The 25,587-nt window shown below is 57.2% G+C and carries 20 protein-coding genes and 1 pseudogene; 10 read left to right on the top strand and 11 right to left on the bottom strand.

Translation table 11 applies throughout. From position 1 onward, the window contains the following. The first annotated feature begins 44 nt into the window (after positions 1 to 44). Positions 45 to 548, top strand: coding sequence for a pyridoxamine 5'-phosphate oxidase (locus tag B30_RS17650; protein WP_009573525.1), 504 nt, complete (start codon positions 45 to 47; stop codon positions 546 to 548). Positions 549 to 623: 75 nt separating this feature from the next. On the opposite strand, the gene B30_RS17645 is transcribed toward B30_RS17650, so the two are convergent. The 3 genes from B30_RS17645 to B30_RS17635 form a co-directional block, all read right to left on the bottom strand. Continuing rightward, entirely contained in the window at positions 624 to 2,912 is a 2,289-nt protein-coding gene (locus B30_RS17645; RefSeq protein WP_009573524.1) for a glycosyl hydrolase family 28-related protein, read from the bottom strand. Positions 2,913 to 3,112: 200 nt separating this feature from the next. After that, positions 3,113 to 3,508 (bottom strand): DUF4864 domain-containing protein, encoded by a 396-nt coding sequence (locus tag B30_RS17640; RefSeq protein ID WP_009573523.1) that lies wholly within the window; start codon positions 3,506 to 3,508, stop codon positions 3,113 to 3,115. Positions 3,509 to 3,586: 78 nt separating this feature from the next. Next, positions 3,587 to 5,230, bottom strand: coding sequence for a lysine--tRNA ligase (locus B30_RS17635; protein WP_009573522.1), 1,644 nt, complete (start codon positions 5,228 to 5,230; stop codon positions 3,587 to 3,589). A gap of 232 nt (positions 5,231 to 5,462) precedes the next feature. On the opposite strand from B30_RS17635, the gene B30_RS17630 reads away from it, so the two are divergent. Next, positions 5,463 to 5,903: a tellurite resistance TerB family protein gene (locus B30_RS17630; protein WP_009573521.1), complete on the top strand. Its 441-nt coding sequence runs from the start codon at positions 5,463 to 5,465 to the stop codon at positions 5,901 to 5,903. Positions 5,904 to 5,935: 32 nt separating this feature from the next. Here the strand turns inward: B30_RS17630 and dacB are convergent, their stop codons facing one another. Next, positions 5,936 to 7,420 carry a D-alanyl-D-alanine carboxypeptidase/D-alanyl-D-alanine endopeptidase gene (dacB, locus tag B30_RS17625; RefSeq protein WP_009573520.1) on the bottom strand — a complete coding sequence of 495 codons (1,485 nt, stop codon included), beginning with the start codon at positions 7,418 to 7,420 and terminating at the stop codon, positions 5,936 to 5,938. Between the two features lie 121 nt (positions 7,421 to 7,541). Beyond that, positions 7,542 to 8,147 carry a nicotinate-nucleotide adenylyltransferase gene (locus tag B30_RS17620; protein WP_009573519.1) on the bottom strand — a complete coding sequence of 202 codons (606 nt, stop codon included), beginning with the start codon at positions 8,145 to 8,147 and terminating at the stop codon, positions 7,542 to 7,544. A 108-nt stretch (positions 8,148 to 8,255) separates the two neighbouring features. On the opposite strand from B30_RS17620, the gene B30_RS17615 reads away from it, so the two are divergent. The 5 genes from B30_RS17615 to B30_RS17595 all read left to right on the top strand — a co-directional run bounded on the left by B30_RS17615 (position 8,256) and on the right by B30_RS17595 (position 14,126). Then, positions 8,256 to 9,131: a helix-turn-helix domain-containing GNAT family N-acetyltransferase gene (locus B30_RS17615; protein ID WP_009573518.1), complete on the top strand. Its 876-nt coding sequence runs from the start codon at positions 8,256 to 8,258 to the stop codon at positions 9,129 to 9,131. 66 nt (positions 9,132 to 9,197) lie between these two features. Next, positions 9,198 to 10,580 (top strand): KAP family P-loop NTPase fold protein, encoded by a 1,383-nt coding sequence (locus tag B30_RS17610; protein ID WP_009573517.1) that lies wholly within the window; start codon positions 9,198 to 9,200, stop codon positions 10,578 to 10,580. Between the two features lie 70 nt (positions 10,581 to 10,650). After that, positions 10,651 to 12,306: an energy-dependent translational throttle protein EttA gene (gene ettA / locus B30_RS17605; protein WP_009573516.1), complete on the top strand. Its 1,656-nt coding sequence runs from the start codon at positions 10,651 to 10,653 to the stop codon at positions 12,304 to 12,306. A gap of 12 nt (positions 12,307 to 12,318) precedes the next feature. Continuing rightward, positions 12,319 to 13,623, top strand: coding sequence for a RelA/SpoT domain-containing protein (locus tag B30_RS17600; protein WP_198430633.1), 1,305 nt, complete (start codon positions 12,319 to 12,321; stop codon positions 13,621 to 13,623). A 296-nt stretch (positions 13,624 to 13,919) separates the two neighbouring features. Next, the gene (locus tag B30_RS17595) at positions 13,920 to 14,126 is read left to right on the top strand and encodes a cold-shock protein (RefSeq protein WP_009573514.1); all 207 of its coding nucleotides are present in this window, start codon (positions 13,920 to 13,922) and stop codon (positions 14,124 to 14,126) included. A gap of 87 nt (positions 14,127 to 14,213) precedes the next feature. Here the strand turns inward: B30_RS17595 and B30_RS17590 are convergent, their stop codons facing one another. Beyond that, entirely contained in the window at positions 14,214 to 14,723 is a 510-nt protein-coding gene (locus tag B30_RS17590; RefSeq protein ID WP_009573513.1) for a PhnA domain-containing protein, read from the bottom strand. A 202-nt stretch (positions 14,724 to 14,925) separates the two neighbouring features. Here B30_RS17590 and B30_RS17585 point away from each other — a divergent pair, with 202 nt between their 5' ends. Together B30_RS17585 and B30_RS17580 are read left to right on the top strand one after the other, a co-directional pair. Continuing rightward, complete coding sequence (locus B30_RS17585) at positions 14,926 to 16,680, top strand: autotransporter assembly complex protein TamA (RefSeq protein ID WP_157789837.1); 1,755 nt, start codon at positions 14,926 to 14,928, stop codon at positions 16,678 to 16,680. Continuing rightward, positions 16,677 to 19,985 carry a translocation/assembly module TamB domain-containing protein gene (locus B30_RS17580; RefSeq protein ID WP_009573511.1) on the top strand — a complete coding sequence of 1,103 codons (3,309 nt, stop codon included), beginning with the start codon at positions 16,677 to 16,679 and terminating at the stop codon, positions 19,983 to 19,985. Before B30_RS17585 ends, B30_RS17580 begins: the two co-directional genes overlap by 4 nt. An 86-nt stretch (positions 19,986 to 20,071) precedes the next feature. Here the strand turns inward: B30_RS17580 and B30_RS21845 are convergent. Further along, positions 20,072 to 20,337: pseudogene (locus B30_RS21845) on the bottom strand (integrase core domain-containing protein); the annotation flags it as partial. 471 nt (positions 20,338 to 20,808) lie between these two features. Then, entirely contained in the window at positions 20,809 to 21,684 is an 876-nt protein-coding gene (locus B30_RS17570; protein ID WP_009573508.1) for a LysR substrate-binding domain-containing protein, read from the bottom strand. Positions 21,685 to 21,788: 104 nt separating this feature from the next. On the opposite strand from B30_RS17570, the gene B30_RS17565 reads away from it, so the two are divergent. Then, on the top strand, positions 21,789 to 22,433 hold the full coding sequence (locus B30_RS17565) for a peroxiredoxin (RefSeq protein WP_009573507.1): 645 nt from the start codon (positions 21,789 to 21,791) through the stop codon (positions 22,431 to 22,433). Between the two features lie 381 nt (positions 22,434 to 22,814). Here B30_RS17565 and B30_RS21545 read toward each other — a convergent pair whose 3' ends face one another. From B30_RS21545 to B30_RS17550, 3 genes are all read right to left on the bottom strand, one after another. Then, positions 22,815 to 23,303: a tetratricopeptide repeat protein gene (locus B30_RS21545; RefSeq protein WP_009573506.1), complete on the bottom strand. Its 489-nt coding sequence runs from the start codon at positions 23,301 to 23,303 to the stop codon at positions 22,815 to 22,817. A 90-nt stretch (positions 23,304 to 23,393) separates the two neighbouring features. After that, positions 23,394 to 24,074, bottom strand: a complete 681-nt coding sequence (locus B30_RS17555) for a response regulator transcription factor (RefSeq protein ID WP_009573505.1) — start codon at positions 24,072 to 24,074, stop codon at positions 23,394 to 23,396. Continuing rightward, entirely contained in the window at positions 24,062 to 25,525 is a 1,464-nt protein-coding gene (locus B30_RS17550; protein ID WP_009573504.1) for a sensor histidine kinase, read from the bottom strand. The genes B30_RS17555 and B30_RS17550 overlap by 13 nt, the downstream gene beginning before the upstream one ends. Positions 25,526 to 25,587 lie beyond the last annotated feature (62 nt).

Here is a 25,587-nt window from a genome sequence, read left to right as displayed (position 1 = left end):
ATATTCAAGATTGGCGGCGCGGCGGTTAGAGGCTAGACAGGGGTATGACACAAGATGCCCCCTCCCCTTTTCGTGACACAGATGATGCGGCCCGGCGCTTGGCACAGGACGTGATTGGCGCGGCACGGCTCGCCGCCCTGGCCGTGCTTGACCCAACCACCGGTGCGCCGCATGTCACGCGCATCGCCTTTGGCTTGGCGCAGGATGGCACTTGGATGAAATTGATCTCGGAATTGTCGGCTCACACCCAGGCGCTCAGGACCGACATCCGCGCCGGGCTTTTGCTTGGCGAAGCGCCGAGCAAAGGCGATCCTTTGGCCTTCCCGCGTCTTTCTGCCTGTGTCGATGCTCATTTTGTGTCCCGAGACGATCCGCGTTATCGCGACCTGCGCGCCGCCTGGCTTGGCCATCACCCAAAGTCAGCGCTCTATGTCGATTTTGCCGATTTTTCCTTTGTCACCTTCACCCCGCTCTCTGCGGATTTGAATGGCGGTTTTGGCAAAGCATATCGGTTGAGCGCCGCCGACCTCACCCCGATTCAGTCATAAAAAACCGAGCAGCCACAACCGCCCGGTCCATTTCTTTATACCACACACTGCTGGAATCGGGACTTAAACCGGGGCTTAAATCGGGCGATCCATACGTGAAATCATGTTCACCGTGCCCTTCGTCGCCTCAGGGAAGGTCAGGCGGATCTGATTTGACGACGCGCCATAATTGACCGTCACATAGGGGGTGTGGAACACGGTTTCGCCCGTCGCATTCGTCACCGCATTGCGGAACACAAGGCTTTCCACCCCGCGCGCCCAGCCATCAAATGGCAAATAGGCAGACGGGTCCAAAACCCAATTGGTTGCTGCTGTGCCTTGCGTAAACTCAAGCGCCGCCGGGTTGATGGTGTTCTGGCTGACGCCGTTGAAGGTGTTGGCCTCAAAGGTGATGTTGCGCATCATGTTATAGTCCAAAGTCGCAAAGGTCGTATCGACTTTATCCACCCGGTCGATATAGCCATTGATCGACTTGAAACTGTTGTTCTGAACCGACAGGCCCTGGATGAAATGCCCCGGACCATAGGGTTTGACCACGATCCACGAGAACCAGCTTGCACAGTCGCTCGCGGTGAAAATATTGCCCGTGATCGTCAAGCCACCAAAGGAGAACTCGGAATTGAAATCCGGGGTTGCATCATGCTCGTTGGTCATTTCGATAAACGAGTTATCAACGTAGTTGCCGGTGACGATCGAGTTCACATTCGGATAGGTAAAAACCAAGCCGGCCTTGCGGGGGCTGTCTGAGTCATTGTCGCCTTGGAACCAATGGTTGCCGACAAACATATGACCAGTGCCGTAACAAATCGCGGTATGGCCAAAGCGCTGAAACCGGCTGTCGCGAATTTTCGAGTCATTGGCATTTACGTTGAAGGCAATCGACTGACGATCCTCTGCGCGCAGCGCTTGTTCGTTAGACACAAAGGAACAGCGGTCAATATGCAAATCCTGACAGCCCTCCCCAATCGAGGTCACGCCCCGGTTCAGCGGCGATTTGACATGGCAATCTTTGAGTTGGAAATTGTTGCCCGACGGCGCCAGCATCACCGCAGAAGAATGACCGTTGCACAGGAATTCCACATCAGAAATCTGAAACTGGGACAGTTTCGACAGACCGGAAAAATCCAGCGCATATTTGAACCGCGTGAACGTATAGGTCTGGGTCGCATTCGGCGCATAAAGCGGTTGGCTCAAGGTCAAGGTCTGCGCCCCAACATTGACCGCTTGAACGTAAACTTCGCGGCCAACCCCTGTCCCGGTCACAAGGCTGCCGACCTTGATGTTGGCGATGTTTGTCACATTGGTCATCTGGCGCGGCGAGGCGGCATTGTAGCTGCCCGCTGAGGTCATCACCTCAACGTCCCAATTGCTTGAGGCTTGGATGTTGATTTGACCGTTGCGGATCACCCGGCGCACCTCCAAAGTGCTCGCCCCGGAAACCACGGCCACATCAATCGGTTCGTCGATTTCAATCCGACGACCGCACAGATCGAGGCTGTCGTGATCCGAGTAGTAAAACAGTGCCTGAATCGCCTTTTTAAACCCCAAAACTTCGTCGCCAAACGCATCAATATAGGTGTTGAGGTGAAACCCATGGCGCAGCGTCAAACGTGCTGTGTCTGGCATCGTCACCGTGCCATCAAACACCACTTCATTGATCATGGAAACCGTATCGGAGATGTAATACACCCCCTCTGGCACAAGAATCTGACGCCCATCCGCCGCCGCATTCGCCGCATTAAAGGCGGCTTTGCAATCGGTCACACCGTCGCCCACCGCGCCAAAGTCGCGAATGTCGATGCGCCCGGAACTGTCGCCGAGAAAATAGGAGGTCACATCCTCGATTGCGATGTCCTCGATCCGAACCGTGCCGCCATTGGCCCCCGTCAAATCCAAACCAAAATGACCGTAAACCGCCTCAAGCCCCCAAGGCATGTCCACGCCGCCGCGTGCGCCCGAGCCAACAATAGCGGTCACTTCGACCACCTCACCATAGGCCGTCAGCGCCACAGTGGACCCGACCTCCGTCAGTCCCGCCACATGGGCAAAGCTGCTGTCCCCGGCCCAGCCCGCAATCCGCACAGAGGGAAAATTGCCCGAAATCGCCTTCACTTTTGCGGTGATCTGTAGATACATCCCCGGCAAAAGCGGCGTTTCGCCCATAAAACGCAATTTCGTCGTCGTGGTGTTTTTGACGATTTCCAGACAGCCGCCGAAATCCGCATCCGCTGCGACCAGAGCCGCGTTTGCAGCCCCGTCATAGGTCGCCGAGCCCGGCGTGCCGTTCTCGCTGGACCAAACGTTTAAACCGTTCGCAAAAGCTGGCGGCATCAGCGCCAGCCCGTCAGTAATGGCCTTGTTCATCCGAACCCCTTTCACATCTTTCAATACATGCGCGACCGGTGCCCGCCGCACCCTCACGGTGCGCCACGCCTCTCATGGTCTTTCGTCATGGAAAGTCCGGGCGCATGACCCGAGATGTGAAAGCTCTACAGCAGTGAAGTTAACCCCGCTGTTAACCCTGCGCGCGGCTCAATTTGCCCCCGCGCAACGCACGTCCTCTCTCAAACGGCAACATCGGCCACGTCAATCGGGCGCACCCCGTTCACCTTCCAACCGGCGTCCGTTTCAATCATGTCGTATTCATAGCCCTGCGTTTGACCCGTCTGATCGGTGACAATCACCGTCTGAATCACCCGCCCGTCTTGCACCATGTTCATGCCAAACCGCACCGTGGCGTTGTTCCAAATCGGGCCGTAGCCCTGTTCGACGATATGGGCAAAACTGCGCGGGTCGACAAACTGGCCTTGGATCATTGGGCTGGCATACTCCCACGCCGCCCCGACATCGCGCCTTTGAAACGCCTGTAATTGATCCGAAATCACATCCGTCATCTCATTGCCCAGAGCCGTCAGCGGGGCAAGGCCCAGAACTGTTGCGGTGATCAGTGCTTTAAACATGTAAAACCCTCCGTCTGTCTGCTGATCTTACGCAGCCAAACGAAGGGTTGGATCACATTTACGTCACGTGTCGTGGACTTAGGCCAACTCGCCCGCCAATCCTTTGGCGATCAAATCAATGGTTTCATTGACGCCGTAAAGGGCTGCAAAAGAGCCAAAGCGCGGGCCTTCGGACTGGCCCAAAAGCACCTCGTAGAGCGCTTTGAACCAGTCGCGCAGATTGTCGAACTCGTGGTTTTTACCCACGGCAAAGACCACCGTTTGCAAGAAATCGCCATCGGTGAAATCCGCCTCCGGCAACGCCTCGTCCACGCCATCCGCTGCGTTTTTCTTGGCAATCTCGGACAAAGCCAATTCCGCCGACCCAAAGGCCGCCATCAAATCCGTCATCGCCGCCCGCTCTTGCTCGGTCGGCACGCGGAAGGTCTTTTCAGGCTTCACAAAGTCATTGTAGTACCGCACGGCATAGCCCGCCGCCGCATCCAATTGCGGGTGGGTTTCAGCCGTCGCTTCTGGTGCATAGCGTTTGATATAGCCCCAAAGCTGATCCTTGTCCTCGGCCCCCGCCACAGAGGCAAGGTTGAGCAACATGGTGAACGGCACAACCATATCAGAGGCCGGCACATCCGCGCCGTGGATGTGAAACACCGGGTTGTTGGCGCGTTGGGTGACGTCCTGTTTGGCATAGGCGCGAAGCTGTTGGTGATATTCATCCATCGCCCGCGGGATCACATCAAAATGCATACGCTTCGCCGTTTTGGGCTTTTGATACATGAAATAGGACAGGCTTTCAGTCGAGGCATAGGTCAGCCATTCGTCGATGGTCAAACCATTGCCCGACGATTTCGAAATTTTCTGACCGCTCGAATCCAGGAACAATTCGTAGGTGAAATGCTCCGGCTTTTTCCCGCCCAGAATTTCACAAATCCGGTCATAGATCGGCGTGTTGGTGCTGTGGTCCTTGCCATACATTTCAAAGTCCACACCCAGCGCCGCCCAGCGCGCGCCAAAGTCCGGTTTCCACTGCAGTTTCACGTTGCCGCCCGTGACCGGAAGGGTCCATTCACGACCCTCTTCATCGTCAAAGGTGATGGTGTAGTCGTCGCGATTGACCGATTTCATCGGCACATAAAGCACCCGCCCCGTTTCCGGGTGGATCGGCAGGAAAATCGAATAGCTCGCCGCGCGTTCGTCGCGCAGCGATTTCAACATCACCGCCATCACCTCATCATACTTGTCGACGGCGCGTTTGAGCACCTCGTCAAACCGACCCGATTTGTAAAACTCCGTGGCCGAATAAAACTCATATTCAAAGCCAAACGTGTCAAGGAACCGCCGCAGCATCGCATTGTTGTGATGACCAAAGCTCTCAAACTCGCCAAACGGATCGGGTACAGAGGTCAGCGGACGCTGCGCGTTCTCTTTCAACATCTCTTGGTTCGGCACATTGCCCGGCACTTTGCGCATCCCGTCCATATCATCGGAGAAACAAATCAGCCGGGTCGGGATGTCGGAAATCACCTCAAAGGCGCGGCGGATCATCGTTGTGCGCAAGACCTCGCCAAAAGTGCCGATATGCGGCAAACCAGACGGCCCATAGCCGGTCTCAAACAGCACAAATCCCTTCTTGTCCTTGGACTGCTCATAGCGCTTGAGTACCTTGCGCGCCTCTTCAAAGGGCCAGGCTTTCGAACTCATACCAGCGTCACGCAGGTCAGACATGGGGACAATCCTTATATCATTTGACAGCAGGCATCGGCGCAGAGGCCGCCCGCAAACTCGTCGTCTATTGCCAGTCGCGCCAAGGGTCAAGAATTACTGGGCAATGCGCGGAGTAATCCTCTGCATTTTCCCACCGCCACGCCCCGCCCGATCAGAACAAGACTTGCCCCCACCCAACGCCCCGCCTATCCTTCCTCCAACTGCCTTTGGCCCCCTATGAAAAGACCGTTCGATGACCGATATGCCCCATTCCCTTACACCGCAGGACTGCCTCGTCGCGGTCATGATCGCGCAATCCATGTCTGACGAAAACATCCGCACGGCGGAATTGATCACGATCGAGAATATCGTCAACCACCTGCCAATCTTTGCCGATTATGATCCAGACCGGATCAAACTGGTCTCCTCAACCGTCTTCGACCTCTTCTCCGAAGAAGACGGCCTTGACGCGCTTTTCGGCCTGATCCGCGATAACCTTCCGGGCTATCTGTTTGAAACCGCTTATGCCTTGGCCTGTGATGTGGCCGCCGCAGACGGCCACACCTATGAGGCCGAGTTGCGCTTGTTGGAAGAGATCCGCTACGAACTCACCATCGACCGCCTCCATGCCGCCGCCATCGAACGCGGTGCCCGGGCGCGCTATGCTGTGGTTCACGAAACAGAAAACGCCTGAGCTGCGTCTTTTCAAACCCGCTTTACAACAGCCTAGCTCTGATACGCCGCTGCCCAGCGCGCAATCAGCGCCTGTTGTAGTTTCTTTGCACCTGCATTGAAGCTCCTCGCCCCCCGCGGCACGTCCTGACCCGACAGTTTCGCGGCCTCGCGCTTTGGCACATCTGCGGCAAAAATCGCAAAGGCCATCCGCTTGCCCCCCGGTGCCTCAAGATACCCGGCCAATGTGGACACAAAATCCAGAGTCCCGGTTTTGGCGACCACTGACGCCAGCGCATCCTTGATCACCTCACCCTGCGCATTCTTCATCGGAATCGGTTTCAAAAGCGGCGCAAGTGTTGCCTCAACGCCGGGCGTCGTCAGCATATGCACCATGTCAGACGCGGATATCTGTGACGCCCCTCCGAGACCGGAATGATCTACAAACGACATATGCCGCAAGCCGAACCGTGCCTGCGCCCATTCGGTCATCGCCTGCGCCGAGGCCTGCAAAGACACCGGCTTTACCCCTCGTGCCTGTGTGGTCAAAAGCCCCAAAACCTCTGCGGTCAAATTGGTCGAATATTTCAACATATCCTTTACAATCAAACTCATGGGGGCACTCTCAAGGCGGGAAATCTCGACAGCCTCAGGGACGACATTTGCCCGCTGCGCCTGTGGCAATCGCAGGCCCAGCTGCGCAGCAACCGTCTGAAACACTTCGCCCGCATAGAGCGTAGGCAAACGCACCGGCAACCACCGCGCCCCGCCGGTGCCAAGTGCGGAACGCGCCACCGTCCATTCGTCCCGCCCCTGCCCCGGCTCGTGATCAAACACCGGCTGGTCGCGCTGCGCGACCCGCATCTGGGCAATGCGCACATCAGGGGCAAATTTTGCGGCGCGCGCGTCCATTTTAAGGCTGTAATCCTCGCCCTGACGCCGCCATTCGAAATGCACCCGATTGTAATTCAGGTTCAGCCCGGTGATCGCCGGATTATAGCCCGCATATTCGGTCTGCGCCCCGTCGATCTGTTCAATCCGCGGCAAGGCACCATCATGGACCAAAAACCGCCCAGACACGCCCGAAATCCCAGCCTCGCGAAGCTGGGTCGCCAACCGTGCCAGCGCATCCGTGTCGAGGATCGGATCGCCGCTGCCGATCAAAATCAAATCGCCCTGCACCACGCCATTGCTGATCGGGCCTGTCGCCAAAACCCTCGTAATAAACCGAAAATCAGGCCCCAAATGTTCAAGCGCATATAGGCTCGTCACCGTTTTCGCCACCGAAGCCGGCGGCAGTCGCAACAGCGGACCGCGCGCCTCCAGCATCTCGCTTTGCGCCACACGCGCCACGGCAAAGGCGACCTCCCCCGACAGGCCCGCCCGCTCGACAAGCGCATCCCCCGTTGGAAGCCCCTGCTTATGGAGATCAAGCGGACGCGGCTTCGGAATCGGCGAGACCATCGTCTCTTGCCCAAACGCCCCTCCGGCCACACCGCCCAAAAGCAGCCCAAGTATCGCACGTCTGTTCAGACTCATACCCCAATCTCCCCTGATAAACCGGAGTTAACCCTGTGGCAGAGATCCGAGCAAGACGGGAAAACGTGACCAGAGTCAGGCGTTGCAAAATCGCCCGCATAAAATCATTGCCAGCAAGCGCTCAGGCCCCGCCCCACTCGCCATTTGCCCGGATTTCGCTTGAGGACGCATCTGACATCGGCACATTGATAAAACACCAACTGGGGGCACCACGTCGCCCCAAAAGCCGTGAAGCCCGCGCCGGAAGCTTTGCATAGTCAAAGGTTTGGGCCGCCACCGAATTGCGCGCTGCCCCGCGCGTGCCGGGTCGGGCGATCACCCCCACAGGCGTTGTCGCCATAATGCCTTGCCAATCTTGCCAAAGATGAAACTGGGCGAGGTTATCCGCCCCCATCAGCCAGACAAAGGTCACACCGGGATAGAGCGCTTTCACCGCATCCAGCGTGGCCGCCGTATAGCGGGTTTTGGTGTGACTCTCGAGATCGGTGATCACGACACGCGGGTGATCCATTATGGCACGGGCATGGGCCAACCGCTTGTCCATCGCCGCCGGACCTTTTGATTTCAATGGGTTGCCGGGACTGACCAGCCACCACACCCGATCCAAGTCGAACCGTTTGAGCGCCATTTTGGTAATATGCACATGGCCCTCATGCGCGGGATCAAACGATCCCCCGAGCAGGCCAATCACTTGACCCGGACGAGCATATGGCAGGTCATACCGCATGACGTCCTGAATGGCGGTAAGGTAGGCGGCTGTCAATCTGTCTGACTTGACAGACGAAATTACCTGACTAAAGTCAGAAAAAATATCAGACCAAGGTCAGCTTTTAAAATGCCTCTCACTCCCGTTGCCCGCATCCGCCGTCTTAACCGCGCCGTTACCACCGAAACCGGGGCGTTGGACCATAGCTTTCTGGGACGCGGACGTCCGCTTGGCGCCGCGCGCGTGCTCAATGCCATTGGCCCAATGGGCCGATCCATCTCAGACATTCGCGATTTTTTAGGCCTCGACACCGGCCTTTTAAGCCGCCTTTTGCGTGGTCTTGAGGACGAAGGCCTGATCCATGTCTCTGAGGACAAACACGATAAACGCCGCCGTTTCGCGGTTTTCACCCCCAAAGGCCACGCCGAATACGAGGCCTATGAAACCCTCTCCAATGATCGCGCCCAAGCCCTCATCGACCGTCATCCCAACCCAGAGGCCCTTTTGGCCGCGATGGATTTAGTCGCCTCCGCCTTGGGCCGAGACCGGATCGAAATCGTTGAAATCGACCCGGAGCACCCTATCGCATTCCATTGCCTGCACTCTTATTACAGCGAATTGGCCGCGCGGTTTTCCATGGGATTTGACCCGTCCGAAGCCGCCCCTTTGGATGCCTCTGACATGCGCCCACCACGCGGCATATTCTTGGTCGCGACATCCGACGGTCTGCCCTCCGGCTGTGTCGGCCTCAAAGGCACCGACAAAGGATATGCGGAAATCAAACGCCTCTGGGTCGCCCCTTCCGCGCGCGGACTTGGATTGGCCAAACGCCTGATGAGCGAGGCAGAATCCCACGCACGCGCCTTGGGCATCACTACACTGCGCCTCGACACCAACTCCGCTCTGCCAGAAGCCACCAACCTCTACCACCGCACCGGCTGGACCGAGATTGAGCGGTTCAACGACGATCCCTACCCGGATTTGTTCTTTGAAAAGCGGGTGTGAGGCTGGACCTCTCTTTATGAGTTCCCATAGACTACATCCGATATTTCGAGCATCGGAGCATTTTCTATGAGTGGTCAGCGCCTAACCGTCCCGGAACCAAAAATTGAGCTTTACACGGATGGCTTTGAAGCTGCCTCAGATCTAGGCCGAACTACGGATGGCAAGAAACTCTCTGATCTTGTTGAGAAAATTGAAGAGCCGATGGTCATCGCAGTTGATGCCCCATGGGGAGCAGGAAAATCGGTGTTTTTGAAATGCCGGGTGGGCGCACATGTGAGGGACAACGGCGGCTCGGCAAACACCGTCTATTTTGATGCGTTCAAAGAGGACTATCTGGATGACCCTCTAGTATCGCTTGTCCGGACAGTTTCAAAGCGCATTGAAGGTCTTACGCCTGACGACGACAACGACGAGAGTGAGAAAACGCGGGTTCAAAAGCTCAAAGAGAGCGTAAGAAAAGCCAAGGTGTTCGCCCCGGCTCTCGGACGCGCAGCACTGCGCCTTGGTGTTGCAGCAGGAACCGCAGGGCTTATTCGAAACATCAACGACATCGCAGAGTCGGTTCTTGACGAAGCGGCCAAACAATGCGCGAAGGAACTCGACAATGCAATCGGCACATTCTGGCAAGCTGAGGAGGCCAGAGCCGACGCAATGGAAGGGTTTCGCACCTACCTAACCGACCTCGCCGCCGAGCAAAAACTCATCATTGTCGTGGACGAGTTGGACCGCTGTCGGCCGGATTACGCTCTGAACCTGCTGGAAGTGATCAAACATTTCTTCAACGTCCCGAACGTGCATTTCGTATTGGGTGTGAACCTGACGGAATTACAGAACTCCGTACGGGCGCGGTATGGAGCGGGCGTGAATGCGGGGCTGTATTTGCAAAAGTTTGTGACAGTGACTATGCGTCTGCACGATCAAGAAAGTACTCTCTCCTTAAAGAAAAGCTACTTTGAGAAACTTTGTAACCAATTCGGAATGCAACAAAACGGACCATTTCACATCGCAAGCACCTACCTAAACCTTGCCTCTGACTCCAGTTCCACGACCCTGCGCGGCTTACAGCATTTCACCCGATCTCTCATCATTAGTCCATCATGTTGGGATGAGTGGGGCGACAGGAAAATCAACAGAAACAAAGAAATACTGCGTGTCGGCCTCCTGTTCCTAAACGCATTTTATCCTCAACTCATATCCCGCCTCAAACAAGAACAACTAACCTACGAAGATGTAGCTAAGGTTCTTCATCTGCCCGATCCTCGTGAAGCAAACGGCTCAAAAGAACAGACAACGGTCGCTTGGATGCTTTGTTTCCAATCCCAAGGAGATTTGGGATTCTTTGAAGAATACTATCAAAGCAATACGAATACTATGCTGGGAAGTTTCGACTATTCGACCCTAATTTACCTATGGGACAACTACGCCAGCGCTTTCCAGTTGAGCCGATAGCCCCTTCCCATCCCCCCCTCTCCCACGCTAAACCACCCCAATCCTATTCCCTCCCAAAGGAGCCCGCACAATGGCAGCCTATCAATACGTCTATTTCATGGACGGCGTGTCCAAGACCTATCCCGGCGGCAAGAAGGTGTTTGAAAACATCCGCCTGAACTTCCTCCCCGGCGTAAAAATCGGTGTGGTCGGCGTCAACGGCACTGGTAAATCCACCCTCCTGCGCATCATGGCGGGCCAAGACAAAGACTTCCAAGGCGAAGCTTGGGCCGCTGAGGGCGCCAAAGTCGGCTATCTGCCGCAGGAGCCGGAACTTGATCCGTCGCTCGACGTGCGCGGCAACGTGATGCTGGGCGTGGCAGAGAAAAAGGCCATTCTGGATCGCTACAACGAATTGGCGATGAACTATTCGGACGAGACCGCCGACGAGATGGCCAAGCTGCAAGACGAGATCGACGCGCAGAACCTGTGGGACCTCGACAGCCAGATCGACATCTCGCTTGAGGCCCTGCGCTGCCCGCCCGATGACGCCGATGTCACGACGCTGTCCGGCGGTGAAAAACGTCGCGTGGCGCTGTGCAAACTGCTTCTTGAAGCCCCCGACATGTTGCTCCTTGACGAACCGACCAACCACCTGGACGCCGAAACCATCGCCTGGCTGCAACAGCACCTGATTGATTACAAAGGCACAATCCTGATCGTCACCCACGACCGCTATTTTTTGGATGACATCACCGGATGGATTCTCGAACTCGACCGTGGCGCGGGCATCCCCTACGAGGGCAACTATTCCGCATGGCTTGAACAAAAGGCCAAACGCCTGTCGCAAGAGGCCCGCGAGGACAAATCCAAGCAAAAGACGCTTGAGCGCGAACTCGAATGGATTCGCCAAGGCGCCAAAGCCCGCCAAGCCAAACAAAAGGCCCGGATCAACGCCTATAACGAACTCGCCAGTCAATCCGAGCGCGAAAAAGTCGGCCGCGCCCAGATCGTCATCCCCAACGGTCCGCGCCTTGGCTCCAAGGTGATCGAGGTCAACGGGCTGAAAAAACACATGGGCGACAAGCTTTTGATCGAAGACCTGTCCTTCTCCCTGCCGCCCGGCGGCATCGTTGGCGTCATCGGTCCCAACGGCGCGGGTAAAACGACGCTGTTCAAAATGCTCACCGGCCAGGAACAGCCGGACGAGGGTACGGTCGAATATGGCGACACGGTCAAACTGTCCTACGTCGATCAGAACCGCGACGATTTGGACCCGAAAGCCAACGTGTTCGAAGCCATCGCCGACGGCCAAGACATCATCAAACTCGGCGACGCCGAAGTGAACGGCCGCGCCTATTGTTCGACCTTCAACTTCAAAGGCGGCGATCAACAGAAAAAGGTCGGCATCTTGTCCGGCGGCGAACGCAACCGCGTCCACCTCGCCCGCCTGCTCAAATCCGGCGGCAACGTCTTGCTCCTCGATGAGCCGACCAACGATTTGGACGTCGAGACCCTTCGCGCTTTGGAGGACGCGCTCACCGACTTCGCGGGCTGCGCGGTTGTCATCTCGCACGACCGTTTCTTCCTCGACCGGATTTGTACGCATATCCTGGCGTTTGAGGGCGATGCCCATGTCGAATGGTTCGAAGGCAACTTCGAGGATTACGAAGAAGACAAGAAGCGGCGGTTGGGGGCTGAGGCGTTGGAGCCTAAGCGGATGAAGTATAAGAAGTTTAGTCGTTGATCGGGATCGAAATTGCCCCGCCAGTTCGGCGGGGCTTATTTCTTGAAAGAGGATAAAATGATTTCAAAAAGCAAAGTTGATAAAGCCGGTCGTATTCTAAGCGATAAAGACAGGAATTATGACGAGCTTTCGCTTGAACTCGATTATGTTTTTGAAGAGTTTCGCAAATCATACCTCGCACCACTGACCAAACTTACGCTTAGCCTCCAAGAGTGGTTACAAACCTATGGCCAGCAATACTACATAGCCCAACGCCTAAAAAGAAAACCTCAGATACTCCGAAAGCTAAGGCGCTTTAGTGTACGCCTTACTCAGCTACAAGATATTGGTGGCTGCCGCATTGTAGTAGACAACAATGAGGCCGTTGATGGTCTCGTCAGCTTTCTTAGAACTAAGCTAACGGACTCCGGAGATTACACAATCGAACGAGAAACCGATTACCGTGATTGGGGGCGCGACGACTCCGGATACAGAGCATACCATATTATTTTGACCACGAGTGGAATACGGCTAGAGCTTCAGCTTAGAAGCCAACTTCAACACTACTGGTCCGAGAGCATTGAGAGGACATCCGTTATCTACGGCTCAAGGCTTAAAGAGAATGAGGGCGATAAAGAGGTATTAAAATATTTCAAGAAGTTTTCAGACGCACTGCACTTCCTTGAACAGGAGAAGAAGCTGTCTTCAGAACACGAAATTGAGCTTCAAAGATCAAGAGAACTTGCTGAAGCCATAATTGGTCAGGCATCGCCCAAAGCACTCGCAAGTTATGTGAATGAAAATATTATCAAAACCATGAGTGAGGCCGAGAAGAACTCTCAGAGCTCTTTAAATAACTGGATCCTGGTTTTTGACTGGAACGACGGCAATTTCGTTACTTGGGATCTAGTTGGTAGAGACCCCGACGAAGCAACTGAAGCATATTCAAACTACGAATCGCAATATCCAGAAGAAGATAAATACGAGGTTGTAATGATTGGCTCTTCTGAAATTTCCTCGGTCAAGCACACGCACAGCCACTACTTCGGAATCGAGCACCATAGCTCAGCTTTGGAAGACATGGAGCAATCGATCATTGGCCTTACAAGCCGAATGTCCATGGATGTAGGAGCGCGCAGGATACTATCTACATTGAAACGTCAAGGAAGATGGGGCAAAAAAGCAATCAAGATTGATACTCTGAAAAACCATTTCTGCCTTAATGTGGCGACATTCCATGAATCTCTCGAACTGCTAATGGAACGAGGGTTAGTTGTCGGATCTGACCCAGTGTCATTAAACATAAAGAAGAACAAAGAAATCTCCGAGCTTGTATGACGCTATTGCCAAACTGATCGGTGGGCACGTGAAACGCGCCCTCCCATGGGGGAGGGTCCGGCGCGTCACAGATGCTTTGCATCTGTGAATGGTCAAGATACGAGAGCATCCACTCCACTCAAATCCCCCCAAAAACATTCCCCTATGCAAGCGCATAGAATCCTGTCATAAAGGCCTCGCTACGTTACCTCTATCGACCCTTCTGTTCTCCTTCATCGGCTACAGTCTTCGATCGATCCCTGACTACGCCGGGTTGCCGCACTTAAGCGGGCAACATCTAAACTAGGAGACACACGATGGCTAATGGCACCGTGAAATGGTTCAACTCTACCAAAGGTTTTGGCTTTATCGAGCCTGAAGGCGGCAAAAAAGACGTGTTCGTGCACATCTCTGCTGTCGAACGTTCTGGCCTGTCCGGTCTTGCCGATGGCGCGAAAGTGACTTTCGACATCGAAGCTGGTCGTGACGGCCGCGAAAGCGCAGTCAACATCGAAATGGCGTAAGCCTGTTTCGAACAGAATTCTAAAACGCCCGCAGATTGAATTCTGCGGGCGTTTTTCATTTTAGGCACTGAGTAAGACCTGAGTAAATTAACGCTTCTTCACGAACTCGGTCAGGATCACGATCCGCTGACCTTCCACCCGGCCTTCGATATGCCCGGCGTTGTCGGGAACCAGCGAAATCCCACGCACAGCCGTGCCGCGTTTGGCGGTAAAGCCGCCGCCTTTGACCGGAAGGTCCTTGATCAACACAACCGTATCGCCAGACGACAAAACCGCGCCCAAACTGTCGCGATGAATGACCTCAGGACCGGCCGCCTTGGCCCAGTCTTCGACCTCGGGTTCAAGATAGAGCATCTCAAGCGCATCGGAGGCCCAAGCCTCTGATTTATAACGATTCAAAAGCCGCCAAGACAGCACCTTCACCGCATCACTTTCCGACCACATCGACGTGGTCAACGCCTGCCAATGCCCTTCGGGCACCGCCTCGCCCTTGATCCCGCCCGCACAGGTCTCGCACAGATGCGCCACCTCCGTTTTGGGCGCGACGGTCACATCCACCAATGCCGCATCCGCACCACATATTTCACATTCGGCCATACTGCCCTCCTTTTATTCCCGCGGACCCTAGGCCTCGCCCCCAAACCACGCAAGCAACAAACCGCCACCTCATCACAGCCGCGTGAAAAGACTCGTGCTGACACTGGAAACAATGCTGGGAACACCGCATAGTTGCTTTATGTAGAGGGCGAGTGACCACGTCAAAGAGGAAGGCCGAGCGGTGCTTAGAGGGACTATGTTTGTGGCGGCAGCCCTGCTTTACGCAGGGACCGCGAATGCCTTTGAGGCCACGCTTGAAACCACGGCAGAGGGTGAGGTCAAAACCCGGCTGGAAAGCGCCTCTGCCATCTTGGAAGCCGCCAAAAACGACGTCACAACCCCCGAAGAAATCATCGCCGCCGTTCAGTCCGATTACCGCGCTCTGATCGGTGCGCTCTACCGAGAGGGCTATTATGGGCCCAGTATTTCAATCCGCGTAGACGGGCGCGAAGGGGCGGATATGTCCCTGATTTCATTGCCATCGACGATCGACGCAGTGGTGATCACCGTCACCCCCGGCCCAAGGTTCCGATTTGGCAGCGCCACCGTTACCCCGCTCGCCCCCGACACGCAATTGCCCGAAGATTTCACATCCGGCGCGGTGGCCAAATCCGGTCTGGTTGGCGAGGCAAAAGACGTGGCCATCGAGGCATGGCGGCAGGCATCGCACGCCAAAGCGGCCCTGTCAGATCAACAAATTATCGCAGATCACAACAGCAAAACACTCGATGTCGCCCTCGCCATCGATCCCGGCCCCGCCGTTGCCTTTGGCCGCCTGAAATTTGCAGGCGACACCCGCGTGCGCGAAGATCGCCTGTCGCGTATCGCCAACTTGCCAACGGGGAGCGCCTATGATCCCGACACGCTTGATCTGGTGACCCGGCGCCTGCAAAAAACCGGCACTTTCCGCTCGATCACCCTGCGAGAGGCCGACGCTCTGAATGCGGATGGAACCCTGGACATCACCGCAACGCTGGTGGACGAAAAAAAGCGTCGCCTTGGCTTTGGCGCGGAACTGTCATCGCTCGAAGGCGGCACGATTTCGGCCTACTGGATGCATCGCAACCTCACCAAAAACGCCGACAGATTGCGCTTTGACGCCGAAATCGGCGGTCTCGGCGGCACCACAGGCGTGGATTACACCCTTGGCGCAACCTACCGCCGCCCCGCCACGATTACCCGCAAAACAACCCTCGTCCTTGGCGCTGAAATCGAACATCTGGACGAACCGGATTACCTTTCGGACCGTGGCGAATTCACCATAAGCGCCGATGTGGAAACCTCTAAGAACTCGACGTTTTCCTTTGGCTTCGGCTACCGCTATTCCGAGGTCGAGGACTCGCTTGGCTCGCGCTCTTTTTCGCATGTGATTTTCCCGATCAACGGCAGCCGCGATGGGCGTGACAATGCGCTCAATCCGAAATCCGGCACCTATTTCAACGCCGACATCCTGCCCTTTGTGGGCGTGAGCGGATCGGCCTCCGGCGTGCGCATCTCTGCCGATGGTCGCGGCTATCTCTCTTTTGGGGACGATGATCGGTTTACCTTGGCTGGGCGGCTGCAACTGGGGTCCATCTCCGGGGCGGACTATACCGAGGTGCCCCCCGATCTGCTGTTTTACTCCGGCGGCGGCGGCACCGTACGCGGGCAACCATACCAATCCCTCGACGTCGATTTGGGCGGCGGCAATGCCACAGGCGGCTCAAGCTTCCTTGGCCTCTCAACCGAATTGCGCGCCTTGGTCACGGGTAAAATTTCCGTCGTGGGCTTTTATGACCTCGGCGGCATCGGCACATCGGCTTTGCCGGGCGACGCCGCCGAATGGCATTCGGGCGCAGGCCTTGGGCTGCGTTATGACACCGGCTTTGGCCCGATCCGCCTTGACCTTGCCGGACCTGTGACGGGCGACACGGGTGACGGCATCCAAATCTACATCGGCATAGGGCAAGCGTTTTGAACAAATTTCTTCCGGTCATGACCGCCATCTGCATCCCTCTGACGCTGATGGCGCAGGACAGCCCCGACACGGCACAAACAGACACGGCACAAACCGCCCGGGACCGCTCTGTGATTGTTGGCTTCTTGGAAGACAACCTGTCGGGTGCGGGCCGCGATATTCGCATCGAAGGCTTCAAAGGCCTGTTGTCCTCCAAGGCCACACTCGACGCGTTGACCATCGCCGATGACACTGGCGTGTGGTTCACCCTGCGCGATGTCGAGCTGGACTGGAGCCGGGCTGCGCTTTTTTCCGGTCGGGTCGAGATCAACCGCATCACGGCGGGTGAAATCCTGTTTGACCGCCTGCCAGTGGCAGAGGCCACGACCGCGCTCCCCGCGCCCGAAGCCACACCCTTTTCCTTGCCGGATTTGCCCGTGTCGATCAATATCGGCACAATTGAGGCCAAGCGCGTTCACCTTGGAGCCCCGGTGTTGAAACTGGGCGAAGCGGTGGATCTGAGCGTCGCTGGCAGCGCCAATTTGGCCGGTGGTTCGGGTGCCGCGACGTTGGACATTCAACGTCTGGATGCGGCGGAGGGGGCCTTTACGGTCGATGTGTCCTTTGATGGACCGACCGAGATATTAGACCTCGATCTGTCCCTGACGGAAGGCGCGGGCGGCCTGATCTCCACCCTCGCCAACCTACCCGGTGCGCCTGAGCTGTCTCTGACGGCCAAGGGCGCGGGTCCTTTGGATGATTTCACCGCCGATATCGCCTTGGCAACGCAGGGAAAAGACCGCCTCACCGGCACAGTGGCCCTCAAAGCCGAAGCCGACCCAAACGCACCGGACGCCCCTGCCCCACGGGCGTTTACGGCTGATCTCTCCGGCGATCTCACCCCGTTGTTCAGCGCCGAATATGCGCGGTTCTTTGGCTCCTCCTCAACACTACAAGCGCGTGGCCAATCCTTCCCTGCGGGCGGGTTTGAGCTTGAGCAATTCACCCTCTCTACCCAAGCAGTCTCGATGGTCGGTGCGGCCAAGATTGGCGCCGATGGCCTGCCACACTCCTTCGCCCTCTCCGGGTCGCTCAAAAGCCCTGACGGCCGCCCGACGCTGCTGCCTTTTGGCTCTGCGCGCAGCATGGTCGATAAAGCCCTGATCATTGCCAATTACGATGCCGAACAAGGCGACGGTTGGACCGCGCTGATTGATGTCGATGGCTATACGCAGGACGGGTTGAGCCTTGGCAAAGCGGCGATCAATGCGGGTGGCACCATCGCGCGATTGACGGATAACAATGGCCTGACCACATTGGGCGCGGTGAGCGCCAAGATTGACGCCACCGTGATCGGCCTCGTCTCTGATGATCCCGCCCTTCAAGACGCCATTGGCGCAAATCCCAGCCTGCTGACCCAACTGACATGGCAAGAGGGGCAGGACATCGTTTTCGAGACAGTCGAACTCAAAACCGGCGCGACCACCGTCGCCGTCAAAGGTCGGCTGGCCGGGCTTGACGCGGGGCTTGAATTCACTGGCGACATGCGCCTCGACACCCCGCGTCTGGCACGATTTGCCCGCCTGTCCGGCCTTGGCCTTGCGGGGGCGGTTCAGGCAACAGGCTCGGGCAGCTACGCGCCCCTCAGTGGGATGTTCGATCTGACCGCCGAGGCCAAAGGCACCAATCTGCGCTTTGGCATCGCGCAAGTGGACGCGCTGACCAATGGCTCCAGCACGGTGAGCCTCTCTGCCAAACGCGACGAAACCGGGCTGATCCTGCGCGCGGCGGATATGACGACGGGGGCCGTAACCGCCTCCGCCAAGGGCACGCTGTCGTCTGAGGCCGGGGCGCTGACGCTCTCCGCCCGCCTCGATGACGTGGCGCGCCTCGGTTTTGGCCTTTCCGGACCATTGACCCTTGCCGCCGATGTCTCCCGCGCGAGCGTCACAGCGCCGTGGCAAACCGAGGCCAATATGACCGGCCCCGGCGGATCGACTGCGCGTGTCACCGGTACCCTCGCCCAAGACGCGAGCCGAGCCAACCTGTCGCTGACCGGCACCGCCCCTTTGGGCCTGTCCAACCGTTTCACCACCGCCGCGCTAACCCAAGGTAACGCTGGCTTTGACCTCGCACTCAACGGCCCGCTCGCCCTCTCGTCGCTGTCGGGACAAGTTCAAGTCACCCCCGGCGCCCGAGTGGTGGTCTCAGACGCAGGGCTGGCTTTGACGGTGGAGCGTGGCACGATCACGCTTTCGGGCGAACGCGCCCAAATCGACGTGGTCACCAATGCCGACACCGGCGGCGGCATCTCTGCCTCTGGTCAAATTGGCCTCACCGGCGCAGTTCCCGCCGATGTGACGATGGCTTTCAATGGTTTGACCTTGGTGGACCCGACACTCTACAGCACTTCTTTGAATGGCAATTTGGCCATCACTGGTCCGCTGTCTGGGGGGGCTGCCATCGCGGGCGATCTCACATTGGGCCGCACCGACATCACTGTGTCCGCCTCTGGTCTTGGCGGTAGCGGCGACATCCCCGAGATCACCCACACCGGCCAAACCGGCGCTGTGCTCACCACCCGCAAGCGCGCGGGACTTGTGATCACTGATAGCAATGGCGGACCGGGGGCTTCCTATGGTCTCAATGTCACTATCGCCGCCCCGAACCAGATTTTCATTCGCGGTCGTGGCTTGGATGCGGAACTCGGCGGGCGGCTGCGCCTGCGCGGCACGACGCAGGATGTGATCCCGGTGGGGCAATTCTCGCTGATCCGCGGGCGCTTGTCGCTTTTGGGTAAACGCATTGTGATGAAAGAGGGCACTTTGACCCTGCAGGGCGAGTTGGACCCCGTGGTGCGGCTTGTCGCGGAAACGCAGACGCCTGACTTGAACGTGCAACTGGTCACCGAAGGGCCGCTGAGTGCGCTGGCCTTGACGCTCAGCTCCTCCCCCACCTTGCCGCAAGAAGAAATCCTTTCTCAACTGTTGTTCGGTCGCGGTCTGAGCCAAATTTCCGCTCTGCAAGCGGCGCAAATGGCCTCGGCTGTGGCGACCTTAACCGGCGGCGGTGGTGGGCTTGTCGGTTCGATCCGCAACAGTTTTGGCCTCGACGATCTTGACCTGCAAACCTCCGATGAGGGCGGCAGCTCGTTGAAACTCGGCAAATATATTTCGGATAAAATCTACACGGATGTGACCATCGACAGTGATGGCAAATCGGTGATCAACCTCAACCTTGACGCCACCGACAAGGTGACCGTCAAAGGGTCCGTCTCCTCTACCGGCGACACCGGCGTTGGGGTTTATTTTGAAAAGGATTATTGAGCCGCCATTGTGCCAAAATCGAGGCTGCCCCCCCCTCTTTCGGTAATCCCGCCATTTTGAATGGGGTTCAGCCGTAGAATTCGCCCGGCTGTTTTCAATTTCATGGCGGGTGTCATGCCGCCGATGCCCATGTTGGGTCGCTTGTTGTTGTAAGTCCAGCGCCGTTCAGTTGCTTGATCTTGTGCCTCCTCAATCGTCTCAAAGATGTATTGGCCAGCCATTCGCCGCGAACCGTGCGATTGTAACGCTCGATATAGGCGTTTTGTTGCGGCTTGCCCGGCTGGATGTATGCGAGCCGGATGTTGCGTTTCTCGGCCCAAGCCATCAGCTTTCCACTGATGTATTCCGGGCCGTAACACCTTTGGAATGACGCTGATTGAGAGGCTATAGCCATCTGCGCAGCCCTCAAATAGCGCAGTAGGTGGTCATAGCCGGGTCTCAGGCCCCTAAAGTGGTTTTTGCACGAACCACATCGTAAAGGAGACCGACTATGACCAAGATTATTGTTGCCCGGAAGTGAATGGTCAAAAATCTTTTCTCGTGAAATACATGTAAGCACTGATTATCGCGAGCGTGCCATACCCAGCTGCAAGATAGCTTGTGAACATCCAGAATAGCGAAACTCCAAGATACGCCGAAACACAAAGCGTGACTAAGGCAATGATGCCCGCAAACATTACAGTAATACTACGCATGATCTTACATCCCGCTCGAAAACAGTCATGGGAAAATCTTACCAGTGGGCAACTCGTGAGTGAGGTGGGCATTCAGCGAGCCGAGTGTGCGAAAGCGTCTCTGAGTGCAAAAGTTTCTCCGACAATCTTCATCCTTCGCGTCGCAAGATGTCGCCAAGCTTGCCAAAGAGTTCATGCCGTGCCGATCCGGGGCGCCATGCGAGGACCACGTGACGGGGGCAAGCGTCGGGGAGTGGTGTCAGTTGAATCTTTTGCAAGCCGACCACCCCGGCCTCAATCGCGAGATTTGGCAAAAGCGTGATCCCCAACCCTTCTGACACCATTGCGATCAATGTCGTGAGACTGGTCGCGGCAAAGCTGTCCTGCGCCGCGAAGATGCGGCCGGGATAGGCCGCGAGTGCATGACGTTGCAGGCAATGACCTTTTTCAAGCAGCATGAGGTGCCCGCTTTGGGTGAGGGCCTCGGCTCCGTTGGGCACCGGCCAATCTGCAGGGGTGGCCAGTTGATACCCGTCGACAAACAGCGGTAAAGTTTCCAGTGCCCCCGTTTCAAACGGCAGCGCGATCAGGATCAGATCAAGACGCCCTGCATTGAGGCCCTCAATTAGGCTCTCGGTCATCTCCTCGCGCAGGTAGACGCGCAATTCGGGAAAGGCGTCGCGGATTGCAGGCAGGGCCGGTGGCAACAGATAGGGCCCAATCGTCGGGATCGATCCAAGTTTGAGATCGCCCTTGAATGGATTTTGATGTGCACGCGCCAGCGTTTCGATCTCGGTGGCATCCAAAAGCAGACGCCGTGCTCTGTCGGCGATCTCTTCGCCCAGCGGGGTCAACATCACGCTGCGCCGGGTGCGTTCAATCAACGGCACGCCCAAACGGTCTTCGAGTTCTTTGATCCCCGCGCTGAGCGTGGGCTGCGTGACAAAACACAGATCGGCCGCACGCGAGAAATTCAGCGTCTCGGCGACGGCGGTCAGAAAGCGCAATTGGCGAAGAGTTGGCATTGATAGAAGAATCCTATGACAGATGTAGTTATATTCGATTTCCCCTATATCTGTCCATTCTCTATCTCTGTGTCATCAAGGCGATACACAGAAGGACTGCAAAAATGACCGACCAAATCCAACACCCCGGCGCACGTTTGAACGAACCCGCACCGGCCTTTGACGCCCCCACCACGCACGGCCGCAAAACGCTTGCGGATTATCGCGGCAAGTGGCTGGTGCTGTTCTCGCACCCGGCCGATTTCACCCCGGTCTGCACCACCGAATTCATCGCGTTCGCCAAGAAGCATGATGATTTTGCCGCGCGCAATACCGAACTTTTGGGCCTGTCCATCGACAGCCATTACAGCCACATCGCCTGGATGCTGAACATCAAGGAAAAATTTGGTGTTGAGATCAAATTCCCCATCATCGCGGATTTGAACATGGCGGTGGCGCAAGCCTACGGCATGATCCAGCCCGGAGCGTCCGACACAGCCGCCGTGCGTGCAACCTTCCTGATTGACCCAGAAGGCGTGCTGCGGGCGATGGTCTATTACCCGATGAATGCCGGGCGCTCGGTGGACGAAATCTATCGCTTGTTGGTGGCGATGCAGACCGCAGACGAACACAAATGCGCGATGCCCGAAAACTGGACCCCCGGCAAGCCGGTGATCGTGCCGACCCCGGCAACACCCGAGGCGGCCATGGCCCGCGCCAGCGAAGGCTATGAGACGGTCGACTGGTATTTCTCGACCCGCACACTTTAACGTAACAGGCGGGCTGTTGCGGCCCGCCGCTCTCGCCCGTTCACACCAGATCCATAGAGGAGAGGGCCGATGAGCAATCCCATTGTCAAAGGCCATGGGACCAACCCACCCGGACGCTGGCAATATGTTTTCACGATCCCAATAAATGAAAGGTGCGATTGTTGGACTATGTGATCAACACCGGGATCGGCCTTGAACGGAATCTCGACACGCCCCTCCCCTGCCACTCACTTTTCGTTGGTGCAGTGGCGCAAGACACAAACGGACACGCCACGCGCCCTCATCCCTGTCTCCGGATGAAACAGGCAACTGAGGCCGCGTGCGCCCAACCCGACATGTGCCGCAAGGCGGAACGGGCCAGGGGATGGGCCCTTCCAGGCGTTATTCAACCTGGGACAGGGCTTCGCGGGCCGCATCGCTGCCATGTTCGACGGCTCGTTTGAGCCAGAGACGGGCGGCGGCATGGTCTTTGGTGGTGCCGCTTCCTGTGAACAGCGCCATGCCGTAGTGATATTCAGCAAGGGAATATCCGGTCTGGGCGGCTTCATGCAGCCAATAGGTTGCTTGTGTCAGGTCTTTTTCCACCCCGAGACCATTTTCATAAGCATGGGCCAGCATGATCATCGAGGGAGCATTCCCGTTTTTCGCGCAGGTTGTCATTACTTCTGCTGCGGGTTTTGACTCTTTTCCGCCCCCCTTTTGAATCTCATAGGCGATCCAGCACAGCATCCCGATGCGATCCGGGTGCAAGGCGATGTTTGCCTCCAGACTGTTCAATCCGCCCTCTTCGGGGTTGAGCGTGCCAAGGTTGTCGGCCTGAATGGGATGAGCCAAACCACAGGCCAGTGTCAAAACAGTTGCGAAACGCATTGGGGAACCTCCTCTTGCTTGATCGTGCCAGATTAAAGCGGGCCCGCGCCGCTTGGTCATGGTCCTGCAAGAAGTTTGTAAGATTCCGCGTCAGCGCGGGTATCGGTAGCCGATCCCACGCACTGTTTCGATGATGCGAGGCTGCCTTGGCTGTCGCTCAATGCGCTGACGCAAGGCAGAGATATATTGATCCAGCGCGCGGCTGTTGGGGAAATAATCGCGACCCCAACATTCATCAAAAAGCGTGTTGCGACTGACCGGGATGCCAGCGTGCCGGTAGAGTAGGCGCAAAACGGCGAGCTCGCGCGGATTAAGCGGAATGTTGTCCTCACCAGAACGGCGCGCGGTAAGGCGCAGTGGGTCGATCCACAGATCATCCATCTGAAACTGTGTTTCTCCGATCGGAGGCCCGCCTGCCCGCCGTGCCATCCCCTTGATGCGGGCGCGCAGCTCTGCCGGATCAAAGGGTTTGGCGACATAGTCATCCGCGCCCAATTCCAAGCCCAAAGCCCTGTCAAAGCATTCGCCTCGGGCACTGAGGATCAGGATCTGGCTGTGAGGGGCAGTGCTGCGGATGTGGCGACACAGGCTGAGCCCATCCATGCCCGGCATCACCACATCCAAAATCACCACAGGAAAAGGCGCGGCATCAAACAGCGCGCGGGCGGTCAGACCGTCAGCGGCGGGATGACAGTCATGACCATCCCCGGCCAGCAAATCGCACAGGCCCTCACGCAGGGCGTTGTTATCTTCGGCAATCAGGATACGCATTGCGCCTCGGCAAAGTCGGGATGGAGTGGCAGTTCAAGGGTGAAACGGCTGCCCTTTGGTGTAATCTGCGGGCGAAAGCGCCCGCCGGCCTGTTCGGCCATGGTGTGGCAGGCGTTTAAGCCCAACCCAAACCCGGTCATATTCTCATGGTGCGGCGTACGCTTTGGGCCCGTGTCACAAATTGGGCCAGTGTCACAAATGTCCAGCACCAGCCTATCCGCAGTGAGCCGGGTGGTAATGCGCAGTTCTGTGCCGGGCACGTGTTTGCGGGCATTGTCCAGCACATTCACCAACACCCGCTCAAAGGTATCCCGATCAAAGCGCACCGCTTTGGCGGCTTGCAGGTCCAGATGTGGTGGGGTCTGTGCAATCAGGCTCGGGCCGTACCGGTCCAAGACGGCGGCAACCACTTGATCCGCTTTTGCAACGATGGGCGCGCGGCAGGGAGAACCGCCCCTGACCGTGACAATCAAGGTGTTATCAACGATGTCGGACAGATGCGTGGCTTCTTGCGCGATGACCCGTGCATAGCGGCGGACCCGGACCACATCCTCGCTGTGGCGCGTCAACATGTCGGAATAAAGCCGCAGATTTGCAAGCGGTGTGCGCAATTCATGCGACATCTCGGCAAGCAGACGCCGCCTGCGCCGTTCGCTGCCAAGGACCGCCCGCTGTGCCAGAACCAAAAGCCAGGCCGCGAGACCGGTTCCCAACACGGTGGGGCCAAGCATCAGGGCCAGCCCGCGCCAGCCGCGACTTGGAATGGGCCGATAATCCACCGCCACGGCAAAGCCGGAATATGGCTCCGCGAGGGGCGCGCGCACCCTTGCCATCCCCTCTGGCGGGGTGGTGTCGGTCCCAAGAGTTTCGAGCGGTTCAGAGGCGGCGATTTTCAGCAAAGGCGCAGTATGGAGCAACAGGCAAACCGTGATACCATCTTGCACTTGGCACGCCACAATTGGCGTTTCAACGTCTGACAAGGCGCCAACCCAGACAATATGATCTTTGTGATCCTTCGCCTTTGTTTGTGCCTCGGCAAGCCGGGTCCGCCCGAGGCGCAGGTAATGCGCCTCGGCAAACAGCGGCACTTCTTGCGTTTCGGGAAAGACCCGTGTGCCTGCCGCATCAAAAACAACCACCAATGCCAGTTCCGGCTGTGACAGATACAGATTGCGCAGGCCTTGCGGGCCATCTGTCGCAAACCGGGTCCGGGCAGAGCCGATCAATGCGTCAGCCCGCGCGGTGGCATGGGAGACCATCCCCTGCGCCAGCGCATCGGCGCTCACCTGCTGTTGTGCCCGCTGCACCTCGGCGACCGCCGCCTTATCCGCTTCGACATAGCGCAATCCCAACAAAGCCAGCGCAATCATCGGCAAAAGGATGAGCAACCCCACCGGTGCAAGCAAGGGGGATGTGCGGCGGAATTGCTGCGGATTGGGGATCTGAACCATGCTCAGAAATCTAACCGTGCCCCAAAATGAAAGAAGCTGGACGTTGGTCTTGGTCACCGGGT

The organism is Celeribacter baekdonensis B30 (assembly GCF_000299875.1).
GTDB classification, from domain to species: domain Bacteria; phylum Pseudomonadota; class Alphaproteobacteria; order Rhodobacterales; family Rhodobacteraceae; genus Celeribacter; species Celeribacter baekdonensis_A.
Note: the sequence above shows the minus strand (reverse complement) of the source record. Positions and strands in the feature narration are given on the sequence as shown.

Coding starts and splice junctions, on each gene's coding strand:
- B30_RS17650 (WP_009573525.1), top strand. CDS start 45: ATGACACAAGATGCCCCCTCCCCTTTTCGTGACACAGATGATGCGGCC.
- B30_RS17645 (WP_009573524.1), bottom strand. CDS start 2,912: ATGAACAAGGCCATTACTGACGGGCTGGCGCTGATGCCGCCAGCTTTT.
- B30_RS17640 (WP_009573523.1), bottom strand. CDS start 3,508: ATGTTTAAAGCACTGATCACCGCAACAGTTCTGGGCCTTGCCCCGCTG.
- B30_RS17635 (WP_009573522.1), bottom strand. CDS start 5,230: ATGTCTGACCTGCGTGACGCTGGTATGAGTTCGAAAGCCTGGCCCTTT.
- B30_RS17630 (WP_009573521.1), top strand. CDS start 5,463: ATGACCGATATGCCCCATTCCCTTACACCGCAGGACTGCCTCGTCGCG.
- dacB (WP_009573520.1), bottom strand. CDS start 7,420: ATGAGTCTGAACAGACGTGCGATACTTGGGCTGCTTTTGGGCGGTGTG.
- B30_RS17620 (WP_009573519.1), bottom strand. CDS start 8,147: ATGCGGTATGACCTGCCATATGCTCGTCCGGGTCAAGTGATTGGCCTG.
- B30_RS17615 (WP_009573518.1), top strand. CDS start 8,256: ATGCCTCTCACTCCCGTTGCCCGCATCCGCCGTCTTAACCGCGCCGTT.
- B30_RS17610 (WP_009573517.1), top strand. CDS start 9,198: ATGAGTGGTCAGCGCCTAACCGTCCCGGAACCAAAAATTGAGCTTTAC.
- ettA (WP_009573516.1), top strand. CDS start 10,651: ATGGCAGCCTATCAATACGTCTATTTCATGGACGGCGTGTCCAAGACC.
- B30_RS17595 (WP_009573514.1), top strand. CDS start 13,920: ATGGCTAATGGCACCGTGAAATGGTTCAACTCTACCAAAGGTTTTGGC.
- B30_RS17590 (WP_009573513.1), bottom strand. CDS start 14,723: ATGGCCGAATGTGAAATATGTGGTGCGGATGCGGCATTGGTGGATGTG.
- B30_RS17570 (WP_009573508.1), bottom strand. CDS start 21,684: ATGCCAACTCTTCGCCAATTGCGCTTTCTGACCGCCGTCGCCGAGACG.
- B30_RS17565 (WP_009573507.1), top strand. CDS start 21,789: ATGACCGACCAAATCCAACACCCCGGCGCACGTTTGAACGAACCCGCA.
- B30_RS21545 (WP_009573506.1), bottom strand. CDS start 23,303: ATGCGTTTCGCAACTGTTTTGACACTGGCCTGTGGTTTGGCTCATCCC.
- B30_RS17555 (WP_009573505.1), bottom strand. CDS start 24,074: ATGCGTATCCTGATTGCCGAAGATAACAACGCCCTGCGTGAGGGCCTG.
- B30_RS17550 (WP_009573504.1), bottom strand. CDS start 25,525: ATGGTTCAGATCCCCAATCCGCAGCAATTCCGCCGCACATCCCCCTTG.